The following is a 16191-nucleotide window of genomic DNA, read 5'->3' as shown; positions in this document are numbered from 1 at the left end:
GACGGGACACCACAATGCACCAATCCCACACTTCCGCCTCCCGGCGCGCTCCACAGTGGCGTCGGTTCATGTCGGTACTTGCGGCTGCCTTTGCCGCAGCTTTAGCCTTCTTCTCCCCCGGCGCGGCACTGGCCTTCGATGAGGTCTTTGATTCTGGGCACGTCGACGCCTTCTATGTCACGGCTCCTAATGGCACGCTGCACCTTTCGATGAAGGAAGACATCACGGGGTCTGCCGTTCCGCGCTCTGGCGATGACGTAGTGCTGAAAGTCGTCGAGGATGCCTGGTCCGATGCCACCGAGGGCGTGCCAGAAATCGGCCAACCCACCTATTTCCTGCCACAGGCCCAAGACCAGCGCATCATCTGGCCGGGTTGGGATACTCAACCCGCCCGCGATGGCGGCTTCGAAAGCGTTGATCTGGAATTTGCCGAGGTCTCCGGCCCGGGCACTGTGTATGTCTTTGAAACCAGCAGTTTTGGTGGCATCGATGCCGTGACCGATTCCGGTTCCATGGAGCTCACCAGCGGTGAGGTCATCAACCAGCCCAATCCCGCTCACCGGCATGTCAACTGGGCTTTTAGCGAGGCCGGCACCTACACCATGACGGTGCGCGCCCATTCCAATGGCGAGTCCAGCAATGCGGTGACCTACACCTGGGAGGTAGGCGACGGCGGCGATGCCTCCACCGCGGATCGCGCGGCTGACTCCGGCGATGGCACCACTGACCAGGGAGATACAAATACAAAGCGACCTGCAGGCAAGAGCGACGCGGCAGGCTCGGGCACGTCCGGCGCAGCAACAGGCGAAGAATGCACCCCGGGCATGACCCCGCAAATCAAGGACGATACGGTCTCGCCCTCCGAGTGGCGCGATGCCGATGGTGCCACCTTCTACCTCTCCGATAAATCCAGCGTGGATCTCCCCCAAGAAGTAGGACCAGTGCCAGCAGGAAAGGCCTGGATGATTGGTTCTACCCAGGTCGACGGTGTTCCGTGGTTAGGGGCGAATACCCAAAGCCCATCGATGCGCGAAAATATCCCCGGCGATGTCACCTGGGAGCTGGTGGGCTTCAAGGGCCCCGGCCCGATGATGGTCTACTCCCAGGGCGGGCTGGGCAAGGTCGTTGGCGAGGAGTGGTTCCGCGGCAACGCTGATGCGGCGGAAGGCACCCATTCCATCGCCCCGAATACTCACGTGCACCCCAACTGGGTCTTTGGCGCCCAGGGAACCTATGACGTCACCATCCGCCAAGTGGCTCAAACCGGTGAGGGAAAACAGGTTGCCGGTGAGGCAACTCTCCATTTCGTCGTCGGCGGCGATGAACCGGCCAAGGCGTTTGATAACGGGCACTTCGACCTGGGAGCTGCCGTGAATCCAGACGGCGGCGACTGTGGGAATGGCGCGGCGGCAGGTGGGGCGTCGGCAAGCGCTAGCGGCTCTACCTCACCCACCGGATCCAGCAACGGTCAGTCGGCGCAGGCACAAGGCACGGGCGGTTCTTTAGCCAATACTGGGACCCCCATCGTGCCCCTCGGCATCGGGGTGTTGGGCCTTGGCATGCTCTTCCTCGGCCTGGGCATTGCGCGGCTGGCCGTAGCTAAGGCAGCGGACTAATGGGGCGTTCATGTTCCCACAATCGCCGGCACCTTACCGTAGGAGCACTTTTGGCCAGTTGCCTGCTCACCGCTAGTTGTGCGTCCTCAGCCGCACATGATGCTGGGACCGGAGAAGGATTCAGCGTGGTGGCCACCACCCCAATCCTGGCAGACCTAGCGCGCAACGTGGCAGGAGAAGATGCCCAGGTCAAAAGCCTCATCCCCAGCGGCAAGGATCCGCATACCTTCGAGCCAACGCTGCGCACGGTGCGCGATATTGCCAATGCCAACCTGGCGCTTAGCAACGGCTACCTGCTGGAACCGCAAGCTCTTATCGATACGCTGCACGAGTCCACCGACGCTCCCGTGGTGGAGGTCGCCGACGCTGCCTCCACCCGCGGTGCCACCCTGGTGCCGCTGGTAGAAGATGTATCCTTGGATGCCATTTGGCTAGGACTGCGCATCAGCGGCGCCGCGCAACACTCCTCCGGGGTAGACTTTCGCATGGTCTCAGCCGACGGGCCGGGCGACGTGGCGGCCTATGTGGTCTCCGCCTTCGGTACCCCGGAGGTCCTCTTTAACTCGGCCGATGGCGTCGATGGCAAGGAAGACGCAGTAACCCTTCCTGCCAACGCCCACACCCACGTCTCTTGGGGCTTTTCCCAACCTGGGATCTACCGCCTTGGGTTTCAGGCCGACGGCACCGAAGTCCAGCACCTCACCGTGGCCGTGGGCGTCAACCCACCTAAAGGAATGCAGGCCATTGATTCCGGGCACCTGGATACTGAGGCAAACCTGGCGCAGCACCGCATTGACCTGCGCGACCAAGACAAGCGCTTTGACCCCGCCACCACCGCGGTATCTATCCCCTCGTCAGTGCTGCAGCCCATCCCGCCGGATCCTGCCTACCGCTTCCTCGGCGCGCCGGGCTCGGATACCTACCTCTTGCCGCAGGCCGTGCTGGGCAAGCACATCCACGGCGAGGTGGATCCGCATTTATGGCACAACGTGGACAACGCTATCGCCTACGTGGATGTCATTGCGGAGGAGATGGCGCAAGCAGATCCCTCCCACGGTGCCGCCTACCGGCAGCGGGCAGCGGCCTATACCAAGCGCCTGCGGGACACGGATGACTATGTAAGCCGCGCCATTGCCTCTATCCCTGCTGAAAACCGGCATCTAGTGACCACGCACCATGGCTACGCCTACCTCGAGCAGGGCTATGACATTTCGGTGGCAGGATTCGTCACGCCCAACCCGGCCATCGAGCCTTCCCCGCGGGAGGTCATAGCGTTGCGCCGCACGCTGGAGAACCTGCATCTGCCTGCTGTTTTTGTCGAGCCCGTACAACAGGCCAGCGCCGACACCCTTACCCAGGCCGCCGCGGAACAAGGCGTGGCGCTGTGCCCCATTTATGGCGACACGCTGGACGACACCGTCGGCTCCTATATCGACCTCATGAAGTTCAACGCTGATTCACTCCAGCGTTGCCTGAACCCCAATTCCACTAATGGAGAAAACAATGCTTAAATTCGCTACCCGTACCGCTATTCGCACCGCCGCCTGCGCCCTTACTGCCGGCCTTGCTTTTTCTACGAGCCCTGCCTGGGCCGGCGACCTCGCACAAGTCGTCGGCGCCGAGGAACAGGTCGCCCCACAGGGCGAGGACAAGGTCATCGACACCGGCCACGTTGACGTTGGCGCTTTGCTCAACGGCACCGATTCCGAACTCATGGCCCGCGATGATGCCGGCGACAAGCCCGTCTGGCGCCACCTAGATGATCTTGTCTTTGCCGTGGGCGATAAGGCACAGCAAACCCTACCGGAGACCGATGACTTTGGCTTTGTAGGCGCCGATTCCGGCGAAAAGGTCTGGGTAGTTCCCCAAACCGAGCAGGTCGGGGTTCCCTGGCTGGGTTGGAATACCCAAGCGCCCTCGCTTGTCGATGCCGCCGATCGCGGAGTCACCATGGAATTCCTCGGCCACTCCGGGCCCGGCGATTTCTCCCTTTTCCTGCAAAACGGCGGTTTTGAAGCACCACAGCTGTTGTGGTCTACCGCGCAAAAAAGCGACGAAGACTTCTGGGTAGACCTCAATACCCACACCCATGCCAACTGGACGTTTACAGAGCCAGGCACCCATCAGGTAGGTATCAGGGTCAAAGGCAAGACCAAAGATGGCGCCGATTTCAGCACCGATGGCGTGCTCACCTTTGCCGTGGGCGATGATGCCGATGTCCAAGCGGCCCAAGATACTACTTGGAATCCAGACGATGCCCAGACCACAGGCTCTTCCATCCCCACTTGGGTCTTTATCCTCGCCGGCGTGGGTGCCGTCGTACTCCTGCTGGCCCTTGGCCTAGTACTGCGCTCTTCCAAGCGGGGCGATAGCCGTGGCTAAACCGCTCATTTCCGTTGCCGACCTGGACGTATCGCTATCCCACCGGCGCGTAATCACCGGTGCGAACCTAGAGGTCCACCCGGGAGAATTCATTGGGCTCTTAGGCCCCAATGGCGCGGGCAAGACCACGCTTATGCGCGCCATTTTAGGGCTCATCCCGTCCTCCGGTACCCGAGAGATCGGGGGAATCGTAGGCTACGTGCCCCAGCGGCACGAGGTGGAATGGGGCTTTCCCATCAATGTCTACCGCACCGTGCTCAGCGGGCGCACCGGCATCATCGGCTGGCTCAAGCGGCCGCGTGCCGCGGACCACGCCGCGGCGACAGAGGCTCTTCGCTTGGTAAACATGGAGAATTTTTCCACCCGCCCCATCGAGGAGCTCTCCGGTGGTCAGCGCCAACGCGTCCTCATCGCCCGAGCGCTCGCCACGCAACCAGACGTGCTGCTGCTCGACGAGCCTTTCACCGGCCTCGACGCCCCCAATACCGAATCACTACTCGAGCTATTCGAAGAGCTCTCCCAGCGCGGCAAGGCCATCCTCATGTCCACCCACAACCTGTCTGAAGCGGCGCACTCCTGCCACCGCTTGGTCCTCTTTAACGGCACCGTGGTGGCCGATGACTCCGCTCCGCGCCTTCTTCACCAGACCGCTCCGTGGACGCAAACCTTTGGCGTACGCGCCGGTTCTCCCCTGCTTTCTGCCATTGGAGTCTCCGCATGATAGAAATTTCCTTCCTCGATTTCCTCCGCGACCTGGCTAACCCCCACCTCGATTTTCTCGCCCGCGCGGTAGGTATTTCTGTGCTTGCGGCCATCGTCTGCGGCGTCGTCGGCTGCTACGTGGTGCTGCGCGGCATGGCCTTTATCGGCGACGCCGTCTCCCACGCGGTCTTTCCCGGCTTGGCCATAGCCTTCGCTTTGCAAGCCTCCGTGCTCGTTGGTGGCGCGGTGGCCGGTGCGGTTGTGGCGTTGCTCATCGCCGCCTTTTCGCAGCGCCGCCACGTACGGGCAGATTCCATCATCGGCATCTTCTTCGCCGCTGCCTTTGCCTTAGGCATGGTGATCATCTCGCGCACCGATGGCTATAGTGCTTCGCTGACCAGCTTTCTCTTCGGCTCGCTCACCGGCGTATCCCGCAGCGATATCATCGTCGCGGCCAGTGTGTGCGCACTGGTTATCGCCGTCGTCGTAGCTTTTGGCCCCCAGCTCAACGCCACCTGCCTGGACCGGGAAACCGCCCGCGCCATGGGGCTTCCCGTTGTTGTGCTCGACATCATGTTGTACCTGTGTGTCACCGCCGCCGTGGTCATTTCTGTGAGCACCATTGGCAATATCTTGGTCCTCGCGCTTCTCATCACCCCGGCCGCGACGGCACGCCTGCTTACCACGCATCTTGCGACCATGATGTGGCTTTCCGCCCTCATCGGCGCGCTATCGAGCTTCTTCGGCATCTACCTGGCATGGGCCATTGATCTTCCGGCCGGCGCCACGATCGTGCTCACGCTCACCGTTATTTTCTTAAGCGTTTGGGCCATCCATCCACTCCTCGGCGCCCGCAAGCACGCCGGTGCCTCGCTTTCCGACGCCCCACGTCCCGACGCCCCACGTCCCGACACCCCACGAAAGGAATCCGTTACCTCATGAAACCAGTCTGCCGCACCACGGTGGCCCTAGGCGCTGCCAGTCTCATCGGCCTCGGCTCACTTTCAGGGACGGGCGTAGCTGCCTTAGCCCCCGCCTCCGCCCACGCAGAAGAGTCCGCCGCGGCCTGCTCCGCCAGCGACTTCGATCTCATTACCAAGGGCCACCAAGACATGGCGCTTAGCGGCGATTCCGGCGACCTCAGCTTCACGGTCAAAGACGATGACAAGGGAATCAAGCATGACTCTGAGACCTTTGTTATCGAGGTATCCGATGGGTTGAAACAGCCACTATCTGGGCTCGGCGATAGTTCCCTTCCTGAAGAAGGCTGGGTGCTGCCTCAAACCCAAGACCCCACCGCTCCCTGGCTGGGCTTTAACACCCAGGAGCTATCCCAAGACCTACTCGCTGCTGATGACACCGCAACCTTAAGCATGGCGATCGCACAGGGCCCGGAAGATGGGCGCATTGTGGCCTACCAGGCGGAGCTAGGCGAACCCACGGTGCTCATGGACACTGAAGATGGATCCGCCTGGGATTACCCAGGCAATTCGCATTCCCACCCGGCATTTGCGTTTACCAAGCCCGGAACCTACGCGGTGAGCTTTACCTTTGAGCTTCCCGACGGCTCCCGCCACCACCTCCATGCCGGCTTCCTCGTAGGAAAGCAGGCTGAGGCGAAGGACCTGTGCGACGTGGACTATTCCGAAGCGGATGCGGCCACTGGTTCTGGCAACGGCGCGGATAGCCGCCCCAAGCAACTGGAAAAGGACATCAAAGATGTAGACAAATCCATCGCCGGGTTGGACAAGGAACTGGAGAAGACCCTGCAGGAAGGCCAAAAATTCCTTGACGGCGGAGCACCTGACGATACCGAAAAGGACAAGCACTCAACGCACAAAAAGCCGGCGAATACTGAAAAGTCTGGAGCGCCACAAAAGTCCCACGCTCCGACATCAACCCGATCCACTGCCCCTGCGCAAAAGTCCAGTTCTGGTTCACAAACTACGACCCACCACTCGGCTAGCCGTGTCAACGAATCTGCCTCCACCGCAAAATCAGGCAAGAGCACGTCATCTGGCTCGCACCGCTCCGCTTCCACCAGCGGTTCTTCCCACTCGACTGCGAAGAAGTCCGCCAGTACGAAGGGCACAAAATCCTCGTCCCGTGCGAAAGCAAAGTCCGCCGACGCCCGCAGTGCACAGCATGTTCCAGATGCAACAGACACAGAGAACAAGGACAGCAAGAATGTGCTGACCGATGCCGCTGCCTATACCTCTACCCTCGCAAAAAGCAGCTTCTGGGCGGGGATCCTGGCCGGACTGGGCGCATTCGCCTTAGCGCTCGGCATCGGGCTGTTGGTCTATGTCCAGTTCTTCCGCAAAAAGAAGACACCACACCAGCACCAGACCAACGATGCCACGGCGAACATACCGGGCGTCGATTAGCGCAGGCCCGGCTTAAGAAAACAAAATGCCCAGAGGATCTCTCCTCTGGGCTTTAGCGGTGGCTAAGAGCTAATGCTTCTATACCCGAGTCTTAGACGACAGGAAGTCCCAGACCACGTTCGGCGTATCTGGCTGCCAGAACCAGGTGTGGTCTTGCGGAACCTTAACCAGTTGCACATCCTTTTGGCAGCCGTTAAAGCTCAAGCGTTCTGAACCGCCAGCTTCCGGAGTGGACTGAAAGGTCATATCACAGCGATTGCGCTTAAGGTAGCCGCCGAGCACCGTACGCACAGGGAGGTATCCAGCCTCGTGCCGGTCACCGCCCTCATAGGTCATCATCTTGTCGTTAACGCCATGCATGATGAGGGTATTCATCGGCGCATCAGCACAGTTGACCTCAACTGGGTTGTAGAAGGCACCCGAAACCATAGCTACAGCGGCAAAGGTGTCCTGTGCGTGGCAGCCAAGCACCGAGGTAAAGCCGCCTCCGTTAGACATACCCATGGCGTATACGCGGTTTCGATCAACGTGGTAGTCCTTGTCTACCGAATCAAGAATGCGCTTGATAAAGCGGATATCCTCCCCATCGCGCGTCTTAGCATAAGGCGCCGCCTCCCAGGCGCGCTCGAATCCCTCTGGATAGACGATGATGGCCTCGTTATTGGCCTCAGTGGTCTGCATGCGTGCATAGCCGGAGTAGTTCTCCGGGGAATCTCCCCACCCACCAAAGCCGAAGAGAACGGGCGCCGCCTTTTCCGGCGAATAGTGGTTTGGAATACGCAACAAGTACCTGCGAGTCTTACCCTCGTGCTCCATCTCTAGGGACTGCATGGAACCCGGCGCAAACGGCGGGTTCGGATTGATGCTGGTATCTACCATTGGCGGCCGCGGCGCTGGCTCGGGAAGAGACGATCCCTCAGGACCAGGCGCTGCATTGTCATCGCTGCTGCCACCTTCTACTGGTGCCGGGGTGGATTCCTTAACACCTTCTGGAACTAGGTGGGACCCATCAGGCTGCGGGGTAACTGGCTTTGCATTTTCGGGAGCAGGTGCTGGAGCTGGTGCTGGCTGTGGTGCATTTTCAGGGCCAGGGGCGGGTGCGGGAGGTGGCCCTTCTTGAGCATGGGCAGGAGCGGCGCACACAAGCGCAGCGCTAGCCAGCGCAGCAGCGAGGATCAGGTATAGGGAACGATAAAGAAACTTAGTAACATTAGCCACAAGGTTAAAATTAACCACATCCTTCACTTGATTCACTGTTTACACGCCCAGTGCACACTCAATTCTGTAAGAAAAGCCCAAGGCACTAAGCTAGATCCCCATGCACGAAGACAGACCAAGCACCGCCCCCGATTTTTTGCTTTCGCGAGCAACGGGGTCTGTCCGTACCCAAGGTGCGCGCCACACTTTTAATGACACCGACGCGGCAATTTCCGCCCTGCGTAGCAAGGATGTAGACATGGTGGTCGGCGCGATTCCGTTCGACTCTGACACGCCCGCTGCACTGACGGTGCCGGAGGCCATCATCCGCGAAGAGGGCCCCTTGGAGCCGCACGCCTACTACCGCAATAAAAGCCTAAACTCGCGAGTGGTCGGATTCGATCCGGAACCCGAAGAGCACCTACGCCGCGTAGAGGCGGCTATCGGCACGATCGAGACCTCCAAACTGGACAAGGTGGTTTTGGCCCGCGCCGTAGATATCGAATTCCCTGAGGCTATTGATCCACGCCTCGTGGCGGCGCGCCTTATCGATCTTTCCGCCAACCGCGATGGCTTCATTGCCGATCTCTCCCCCGCTGGCCGGCCGGGCGCGATGCTGGTTGGTTCTTCCCCAGAGGTTTTGGTCAAGCGTCAGGGCTCGACTGTTTCTGCTTTCCCCCTGGCGGGCTCCTCTCCGCGCCGCACCTCAGCGGCTGAGGACCACATCGCAGGTCAAGATCTCTTGCATTCCGCCAAGGATCTCCACGAGCATTCCTTCGTAGTGGAACACCTGCGCCGAGTGCTTAGCCCACTGTGCGAGCGGCTAGACATTCCGGACACCCCGCAACTTATTAGCACCAATGAGATGTGGCACCTTGGCACGCCAATTTCCGGAACACTCAAGGATAAAGACTTGACCGCTCTTGAGCTTGCCCTGGCAGCACACCCCACACCAGCCATCTGTGGCACCCCTGCAGAGGCCGCCCAAGCCCTCATTGAGACTGCAGAAACGGACCGTGGATTCTATGCCGGAGCGGTCGGCTGGTGCGATAGCTCCGGCGACGGCGAGTACATGGTAGCCATCCGCTGCGCAGAAGTAGCCGGCGATGGTCTTTCCGCGCGCGCGTGGGCCGGCGGTGGCATCGTAGGCGATTCCGATGCCCATGCCGAGCTGGAAGAAACCACGGCCAAGCTGCGCACCATTTTGAAGGCACTTAGCCTCTAGCCCACACGCTTGGCGACGAGCACGACATCGCTTTGGTGGTGCGCACACGCGCCTTCCCCACATCCAATGCCGAGGGCGGTGCCGGGGTTAAGTCCCGCGGCGTACTCGACAAGGGTCTCATTGGGGTTGCCCGATCACACCCGCCCAGAACTCTGGTAGTGTTCCCCCATTTCTTCGGAGGTGGGTACGCAGGCGCGGTGCTCCTAGTGGCTTGGGTTATGCACGGTGGATGGAATTGCGCAGGGTGCCGAGGCCTGGGATCTCGATTTCGATGGTGTCACCTGGGACCATAGGAGCGGTACCAGCTGGGGAGCCGGTGGTGATGACATCGCCGGGCAGCAAAGTGTAGGCAGCGGAGATCTCCTCCAAAATGCCGCCCATCTTCACGATCATCTGGTCCGTATTGGAATCCTGCTTTTGCTCGCGAGAACCCTCGTGCGTCAGATACGCATTAATCTTCTGATCGTCTAGATTCAAGCTATCCAGATCGGTTTCGATCCACGGGCCGAGCGGGCAGAAGGTGTCAATGCCCTTGGCACGAGCCCATTGGCCATCCTTAAACTGCAGGTCACGGGAGGAAACGTCGTTACAGATGGTGTATCCCAGCACGTGGTCTTTCCAGTTCTCGGCCTTGATGTTTTTCGACGGCTTAGAAATGACCACGGCAAGCTCGCCCTCAAACTCGACGTTGGTGGCGTAGTCCGGAATCTTGATTGCAGCATCCGGGCCAATGACCGCGGTAGATGGCTTGATGAAGATGGTGGGAGGAAGGCTATCAGCAGACTTTTTGAAAACCTCGGCAACGTGGTCCGCATAGTTGCGTCCAAGCGCTACCACCTTGGTGGGAAGGGTCGGTGCCAAGAGGCGAACCTCGTTAAGCTTCCACTCACGGCCGGTTGGCTCCGGCGGGGTGAAGGGCGTGCCGGCGATTTCCTTGGCTACTAGCTCTTCCAGTGGGGCGTCTTTTGGCCCATCGATAATGGCGAAACAGATTCCTTCTGGGTGTGCAATTCGTCCTAAACGCATAGCGGCAATCCTACTCAATCGCTTCCTTCACATGTGTGCAAAGGGTACGGTGTTAATTAGTTAATTTGAGTAAATTCCCATTGTCCTTTAATCACCGTTGCTAACCCCAGTGCGGACTACGCCAGGAAACACTGGAGGTTTCAGGACGTCGGCAAGCGCCCAGCGCAAGAAGCCAGTCTCTATGCGACGAGAAGCTGGGCGATTCGGTCACCGACTTCGACGGTGTCTATTGGTTCAGCACCGCGGCGCGCAACGTCTTGTGCCACCGCATCCTCAATCCGCTGGGCGTTGGACTCATCACCCACGTGGCGAAGCAGCATGGCGGCGGACAAGATTGCCGCCGTTGGATCTGCAATCCCCTTTCCCGCAATATCTGGCGCAGAACCGTGCACCGGCTCGAACATGGAAGGATTCGCGCCAGAGGCATCGATGTTTCCGGAGGCAGCAAGGCCGATACCGCCGGTTACCGCGCCCGCCAAATCGGTGAGAATATCTCCGAAAAGGTTATCGGTCACGATGACGTCATAGCGCGCCGGATCGGTCACCATATAAATGGTTGCAGCATCAATATGCTGATAATCCACTTCAACCTCTGGAAACTCGGCGGCGACTTCATTAACAGTGCGTTGCCACAAACCACCAGCATTGACCAAGACATTTTTCTTGTGCACCAAGGTCAGATGCTTATGGCGCTGCGCTGCTCGCGCAAACGCATCGCGCACTACACGCTCCACGCCGAAGCGGGTATTTTGCGATACCTCACTGGCTACCTCATGCTCAGTACCTTCCCGCAAAGTGCCGCCGTTTCCGCAGTACAAACCCTCGGTACCTTCGCGCACCACAACGAAATCGATATCGCCCGGTTCAGCGAGCGGCGAGGAAGCGGTGGGATAGAGCTTAGAGGGACGCAGGTTCACGTGATGATCCAGCGCAAACCGCATCTTAAGCAACAGCCCCCGCTCCAGCACGCCCGGCGGCACCTCACCTGGGGCGCCGATCGCCCCCAACAGGATCGCATCGTGTTCGCGCAGGCTCTTCAAGTCTGCATCCGTGAGAAGTTCTCCGTTACGCAGATAACGTCGCACGCCCAGGTCATACTCAGTGGTTTCAATATCGGAGCGAACGGCGCGAAGAACCTTGAGCGCCTCGGCCGTCACTTCTGGTCCAATTCCGTCGCCGCCAATCACCGCAAGTTTCATTATGTAGGATTCCTTTCTCACAGAGTGGATATCAAGTTACCTTAGCAAAAGAAACCCGCGCGGCGCAGGAAGTTACCTAGCACCACGCGGGGTGAGATTCTGTTGCAGTCCGCAGCCTTATGCATCCATGTTCAGCTGTTCGCATTCAGCGCCCAAGGCCGCATTAATTTCGGCGATGAGCTCCTCTGGCACCTCGGCTTCCACGCGCAGAATTAGCACAGCATCAGATTCCTGTTTACCGTGCGTAAGTGCGGCCGCGACGATATTGATTCCCGCAGCACCCAACTTGGTGCCCACCGTTCCTAGTGCACCTGGGGCGTCCGCGTAACGGAAAAAGAGATTGCGGCCGGTAGCACGCATATCTACGCCACGGCCGTTGATGCGAATGAACTTTTCGGTTCCATCGATGCCGATAAGCGCGCCGGTGAGCGAGGACGTCTCGCCATCGGCACCAATAACCTTCACCTGCAGGGAAGAGCGGTGCCCCTTGGACTCCGCATTGGTAGACACCTCCACCTCTACCCCGCGACTATTAGCGATCTGCATTGCATTGACAAAGGTCACCGGTTCCGAAGTCACAGCGCTAAACAGTCCCCGGACGGCAGAAAGTCCTAGCACTTCCACGTCTTCGGTAGACAACTCGCCACAGGCCTCCACCTCGACGGCAACGGGGGCTTGTCCCAAAAGGCGGCCAGCAGTGAGTCCTAGCTTGCGGGCGAGGTCCAACCAACCAGCAACCTCTTCTCTCACTGGCCCGCCGGAGACGTTGACCGCATCCGGGACGAACTCTCCCGCGAGTGCCTTTAGCACAGACTCCGCGACATCCGTTCCCGCACGATCCTGCGCTTCTACAGTGGAGGCTCCTAGGTGCGGGGAAACGGTAACCTGCGGCAACTTAAAGAGCGGAGAATCAGTGCACGGTTCCGTGGCATAAACGTCAAAGCCCGCACCTCGATGATGTCCCGACTCGATAGACTCAGCCAGAGCCGCTTCATCTACCAAACCGCCTCGCGCTGCGTTAATGAGAAACTGTCCTGGCTTCGCCTTGGCCAAAAGTTCCTTATCAAACATTCCGGTTGTCTCCGGAGTCTTTGGCAGGTGAATGGTCACGAAATCCGAACGCGACATCAGCTCTTCTAGCTCAACTAATTCCACGCCCAACGCTGCCGCGCGAGCCGGGTTGGCGTACGGATCGTGCGCGATAATAGTTGTCTCAAAGGACTTCAGACGCTGGGCAAAGAGCTGGCCGATGTGTCCAAAGCCAACAATGCCGATGGTCTTTCCGTAGACCTCTACGCCCTTGAAAGAAGAGCGCTTCCACTCCCCTTCGCGCAGGGACTGGTCGGCCGCTGGTATCTGGCGCGCCGTCGCTAAGAGCAGTGCAATTGCCTGTTCACACGCAGAGTGAATATTCGATGTTGGCGCATTGACCACCATGACACCCTTGTCGGTGGCCGCCGGAATATCGACATTATCCAGTCCCACCCCGGCACGGCCCACAATCTTGAGCTTTGTGGCCGCCTCCAATACCTCTGCATCAACGGTTGTGGCAGAGCGCACCAGCAAAGCCTCTGCCTCCGGAACCGCGGCGAGGAGCTCGGCACGATTCGGCCCATCCACCCAACGGACCTCAACAAAATCCCCCAAGGCCGTAACCGTGGACTGGGCTAATTTATCGGCAATAAGGACTACCGGCTTCGACATATCTTCCTTCGCTTAAGTGAAATGCGGTGCACGCGAGTCGCCCGCGTGTCAAGGAAGTGTAGTTCAGTCAGGAGTGCCCTGCTTGATTTTTGCCTTAAATTCTTTCACTCGACCGAATTCCGGCCCCAAAGCTACTAAGGCGCCGTCCTCAAGGCCCGCTACAGCAGCCATACTGTGCTTATCCGCTAGCGGATCGGCAGTCGGCACGACCAAAACTCTTCCACCGTAGGCTGCCGCAGTAATAACGTTCGCGATGGGACTATCCTTAGTGGCAACGATATTTGGCGCCATCTGGCCGTCCCTGCGGGACTGTGCTGGGATGGGTTGGTTCTTTTCCTCTCCGGCATCAAGTTCGCCTTCATACGGCACCCAGGCAGGACGCAGCTCCATATGGGGAGTCTTATCTAGCTGGGCAATATCCTTCACCATCTGCTCCGGGGAAGCTACCACCTTAGAACCATATTGGAATGCCGTGAACTCCCCTAGTGCCTTATGCGTTCCTGGATCCTTGATCACGCTGAATTCACCAGAGGTTTTCGTCCACGGCACGTCACCTACTACCACCAAGCGACTTACTCCCAAGTCCGTGAGCAACTTATGGATCTCCAAACGCCTAGCATCGTCATACTGCACCGCTGGCAAATGCTGGTTTACCGCCAAGGTTGCTGCACGAAGAATCGATTTATCGTCCGGGGCAAAAAGGACAAGCGAATCCGAATCTTCAAAAAATAGTCGGCTGGCTTCAATTCCAATGGGGTCATTAACAATGACCAACTTGCCATCAAATTTCGGATCAATAAGACGGTTTTGGTTTTCCGCCTTGGCCTTGCTGAGATCGATTTCGGACTCATCCAGATCGGACAGACCACGCCTGACCAGCTTGGATTCTGTGACCGGAGTGCCACAGGCTGCTAGCGCAAGAGAAGCAACAAGCACTGTAGCGGCCAAGCGCACAGATTTAGCGATCAAAAGCTTGCGGACCTTCCTCTCCACCAAAAAGGTTTGCTTCATCCACATCGCGGATAACGGGTTTACCTAAAGCATATTCCACAATGCCCAAGAATCGGTGACGGCGGTCCGCAAGGAATTCACGCGGCTGCGATGCGCGCAGATATTCCAGGTTCATTTCGTGGGATGCTAGCACCTCATCAAATTGCGCATCTTCCATGATGGACTTGGACTGAACGCGAGGTAGGTAGCGGTTGGGAGCGAAACCGTCGAGCACTACCTCGGTTCGTTTGCCCATCGGGGTGTAGTTCATCACCGACTCAGCCAAGACGGGATCAACTCCGTGACGCTTGCACCAATTTAGCGGGAACACAGGGAAAAAGCCTGGCTTGAGCTCTTCAAAGGTATGCCGAGTGAAGGCCTTTCCAGTGCGCCAGTCCTTCGCGCCGCGCGCCATAAGGAGGGCATAGAGTCCGTGCCATACGCCATCTTTGCCATCTACGGAAAGCAGCCGGGATTCACGGAAGGTGGCATCAGCGACGGTCTTCGGCGTCTCGTCCGTTGCACCGGCTACCCATTCGGTGACCTCATCTACGTCGCGAGCTGCACGCAGCTGCACTGCAGAAGAGCCGTAGAGCTCGCCAAAGACGCCACACCAGAACCATTGGTTGATACGGTTCCAGGACTGCTCGGTAGAAAGCGCTCCCCCGCGCTTGGCCAAGCGGGCGATAATGACTGCCAGGGGAACAATCTGCTCATTAAACGGAACCTGATCCATGCTGAGGATGCACCGCTCCGCCAAGAACTCTGATACCTCACGGAAGGTAATGCGCAGATCGTTGGCTGCCGACTTGTACTCCGCCAATGACAACTTCAAAATATCCTCGCGCTGGCCACCTGCACAGCCCTTTTCACCGGAGACCAGAAGCGATACTGCAGAGAGGAACTCGGTGCGCCCAATTCCATCCAAGGCTGGGGACTTACGCAGATCCTTTTCCACTTCTTGCCAATCAGCGGCCAAGTGGAAGCTGGGGTCCTCAGAGGCAAAGACGGCAGTGAGCAGATCGAATACGTCCATCTGCAAGCCGGCCGAGTTCGCTTGGGCAAAAATCGAGCCGATGCCGGCTCGCTCCGTCTCGCGGGAAAGTCGAATCATTGGCAGGTCATAACCGGACAATGGCCGAATGATGCGATTATTAAAGGCCGCCAGTTCCGCGCTGTATTCCTGCTTGGTCGCCGCAAGTTCAAAAAGCATACCGACGCCGTCTTCACTGAGCAGAGAAGCCACGGGAATGCACATATTCTCTAGCGCATCTTCGCGCGTTAGGATTTCGCTCTCGATTGCCGGTGCGAAGTGCGAGCAAATCTTGCCGTCTTGATTGACCGCGAAGATGGCATCATCCGGCATAAGATTGCCGCGTACGGCTGCGCGAATATCGATAAAGAAGCGGCGGTGAATCTTCTTCTTGCGGAAGTCAGTGGTATCTACGAAGCCCTCGCCGTTGAAGCAGTGAAACAGGGTGGTCAGGCGCTGCTGCCCGTCTAAAAGGAGCAAGCCGGGGTCGACGCCAGTGTCAGGTGCGCCCGCAAGGGCACGGGGACGAAAGCGCATCTTTTCGTTTCGGGTGTCAAGAGCCATGAGCGCGCCGATGGGATAACCGCGCAGCACGGAAACAATAAGAGATCGAATACGATCTTCATCCCAGGCATAGCTGCGCTGGAAGTCAGGTAACTGGATATCCCCGCGATCAATTCGTGCAAAAAGGTCTTTGAGATCATAGCTTGGCGTCGTAAAGCCCATGGCC

General features: G+C 58.8%; 13 protein-coding genes. 7 read left to right on the top strand and 6 right to left on the bottom strand.

The genetic code is table 11. The features are described 5' to 3' along the window. The first annotated feature begins 68 nt into the window (after positions 1 to 68). From BJ985_RS01875 to BJ985_RS01850, 6 genes are read left to right on the top strand one after another with little or no spacing between them, the layout of a single operon-like run. On the top strand, positions 69 to 1616 hold the full coding sequence (locus BJ985_RS01875; RefSeq protein ID WP_236587082.1) for a choice-of-anchor M domain-containing protein: 1548 nt from the start codon (positions 69 to 71) through the stop codon (positions 1614 to 1616). Further along, positions 1616 to 3127 (top strand): anchored repeat ABC transporter, substrate-binding protein, encoded by a 1512-nt coding sequence (locus tag BJ985_RS01870; RefSeq protein WP_179386423.1) that lies wholly within the window; start codon positions 1616 to 1618, stop codon positions 3125 to 3127. The genes BJ985_RS01875 and BJ985_RS01870 overlap by 1 nt, the downstream gene beginning before the upstream one ends. After that, positions 3120 to 3998 carry a choice-of-anchor M domain-containing protein gene (locus BJ985_RS01865; protein ID WP_005327743.1) on the top strand — a complete coding sequence of 293 codons (879 nt, stop codon included), beginning with the start codon at positions 3120 to 3122 and terminating at the stop codon, positions 3996 to 3998. Before BJ985_RS01870 ends, BJ985_RS01865 begins: the two co-directional genes overlap by 8 nt. After that, complete coding sequence (locus BJ985_RS01860; RefSeq protein ID WP_370633408.1) at positions 3985 to 4719, top strand: anchored repeat-type ABC transporter ATP-binding subunit; 735 nt, start codon at positions 3985 to 3987, stop codon at positions 4717 to 4719. Before BJ985_RS01865 ends, BJ985_RS01860 begins: the two co-directional genes overlap by 14 nt. Next, positions 4716 to 5642: an anchored repeat-type ABC transporter permease subunit gene (locus BJ985_RS01855; protein ID WP_179386421.1), complete on the top strand. Its 927-nt coding sequence runs from the start codon at positions 4716 to 4718 to the stop codon at positions 5640 to 5642. Before BJ985_RS01860 ends, BJ985_RS01855 begins: the two co-directional genes overlap by 4 nt. After that, positions 5639 to 7087: a choice-of-anchor M domain-containing protein gene (locus BJ985_RS01850; RefSeq protein ID WP_179386420.1), complete on the top strand. Its 1449-nt coding sequence runs from the start codon at positions 5639 to 5641 to the stop codon at positions 7085 to 7087. Before BJ985_RS01855 ends, BJ985_RS01850 begins: the two co-directional genes overlap by 4 nt. Before the next feature lie 78 nt (positions 7088 to 7165). On the opposite strand, the gene BJ985_RS11630 is transcribed toward BJ985_RS01850, so the two are convergent. Further along, entirely contained in the window at positions 7166 to 8305 is a 1140-nt protein-coding gene (locus BJ985_RS11630) for a CE1 family esterase (RefSeq protein WP_236587081.1), read from the bottom strand. 100 nt (positions 8306 to 8405) lie between these two features. Between BJ985_RS11630 and BJ985_RS01840 the strand changes: the two genes are divergently transcribed. Then, entirely contained in the window at positions 8406 to 9509 is a 1104-nt protein-coding gene (locus BJ985_RS01840; protein WP_179386419.1) for an isochorismate synthase, read from the top strand. 216 nt (positions 9510 to 9725) lie between these two features. On the opposite strand, the gene BJ985_RS01835 is transcribed toward BJ985_RS01840, so the two are convergent. From BJ985_RS01835 to BJ985_RS01815, 5 genes are all read right to left on the bottom strand, one after another. Next, positions 9726 to 10535 (bottom strand): fumarylacetoacetate hydrolase family protein, encoded by an 810-nt coding sequence (locus tag BJ985_RS01835; RefSeq protein WP_179386418.1) that lies wholly within the window; start codon positions 10533 to 10535, stop codon positions 9726 to 9728. A 179-nt stretch (positions 10536 to 10714) separates the two neighbouring features. After that, complete coding sequence (locus BJ985_RS01830) at positions 10715 to 11734, bottom strand: 3-isopropylmalate dehydrogenase (protein ID WP_179386417.1); 1020 nt, start codon at positions 11732 to 11734, stop codon at positions 10715 to 10717. A 117-nt stretch (positions 11735 to 11851) separates the two neighbouring features. Next, entirely contained in the window at positions 11852 to 13438 is a 1587-nt protein-coding gene (gene serA / locus BJ985_RS01825; RefSeq protein WP_179386416.1) for a phosphoglycerate dehydrogenase, read from the bottom strand. Between the two features lie 63 nt (positions 13439 to 13501). Next, on the bottom strand, positions 13502 to 14407 hold the full coding sequence (locus BJ985_RS01820; protein ID WP_236587080.1) for a hypothetical protein: 906 nt from the start codon (positions 14405 to 14407) through the stop codon (positions 13502 to 13504). After that, entirely contained in the window at positions 14397 to 16187 is a 1791-nt protein-coding gene (locus BJ985_RS01815; protein ID WP_040425014.1) for a GmrSD restriction endonuclease domain-containing protein, read from the bottom strand. The genes BJ985_RS01820 and BJ985_RS01815 overlap by 11 nt, the downstream gene beginning before the upstream one ends. Positions 16188 to 16191 lie beyond the last annotated feature (4 nt).

The sequence above is a fragment of the Corynebacterium tuberculostearicum genome (genome assembly GCF_013408445.1).
Classification (GTDB): domain Bacteria; phylum Actinomycetota; class Actinomycetes; order Mycobacteriales; family Mycobacteriaceae; genus Corynebacterium; species Corynebacterium tuberculostearicum.
The sequence above is the reverse complement of the archived record's forward strand: the minus strand, read 5'-3'. Positions and strand labels throughout refer to the sequence as shown.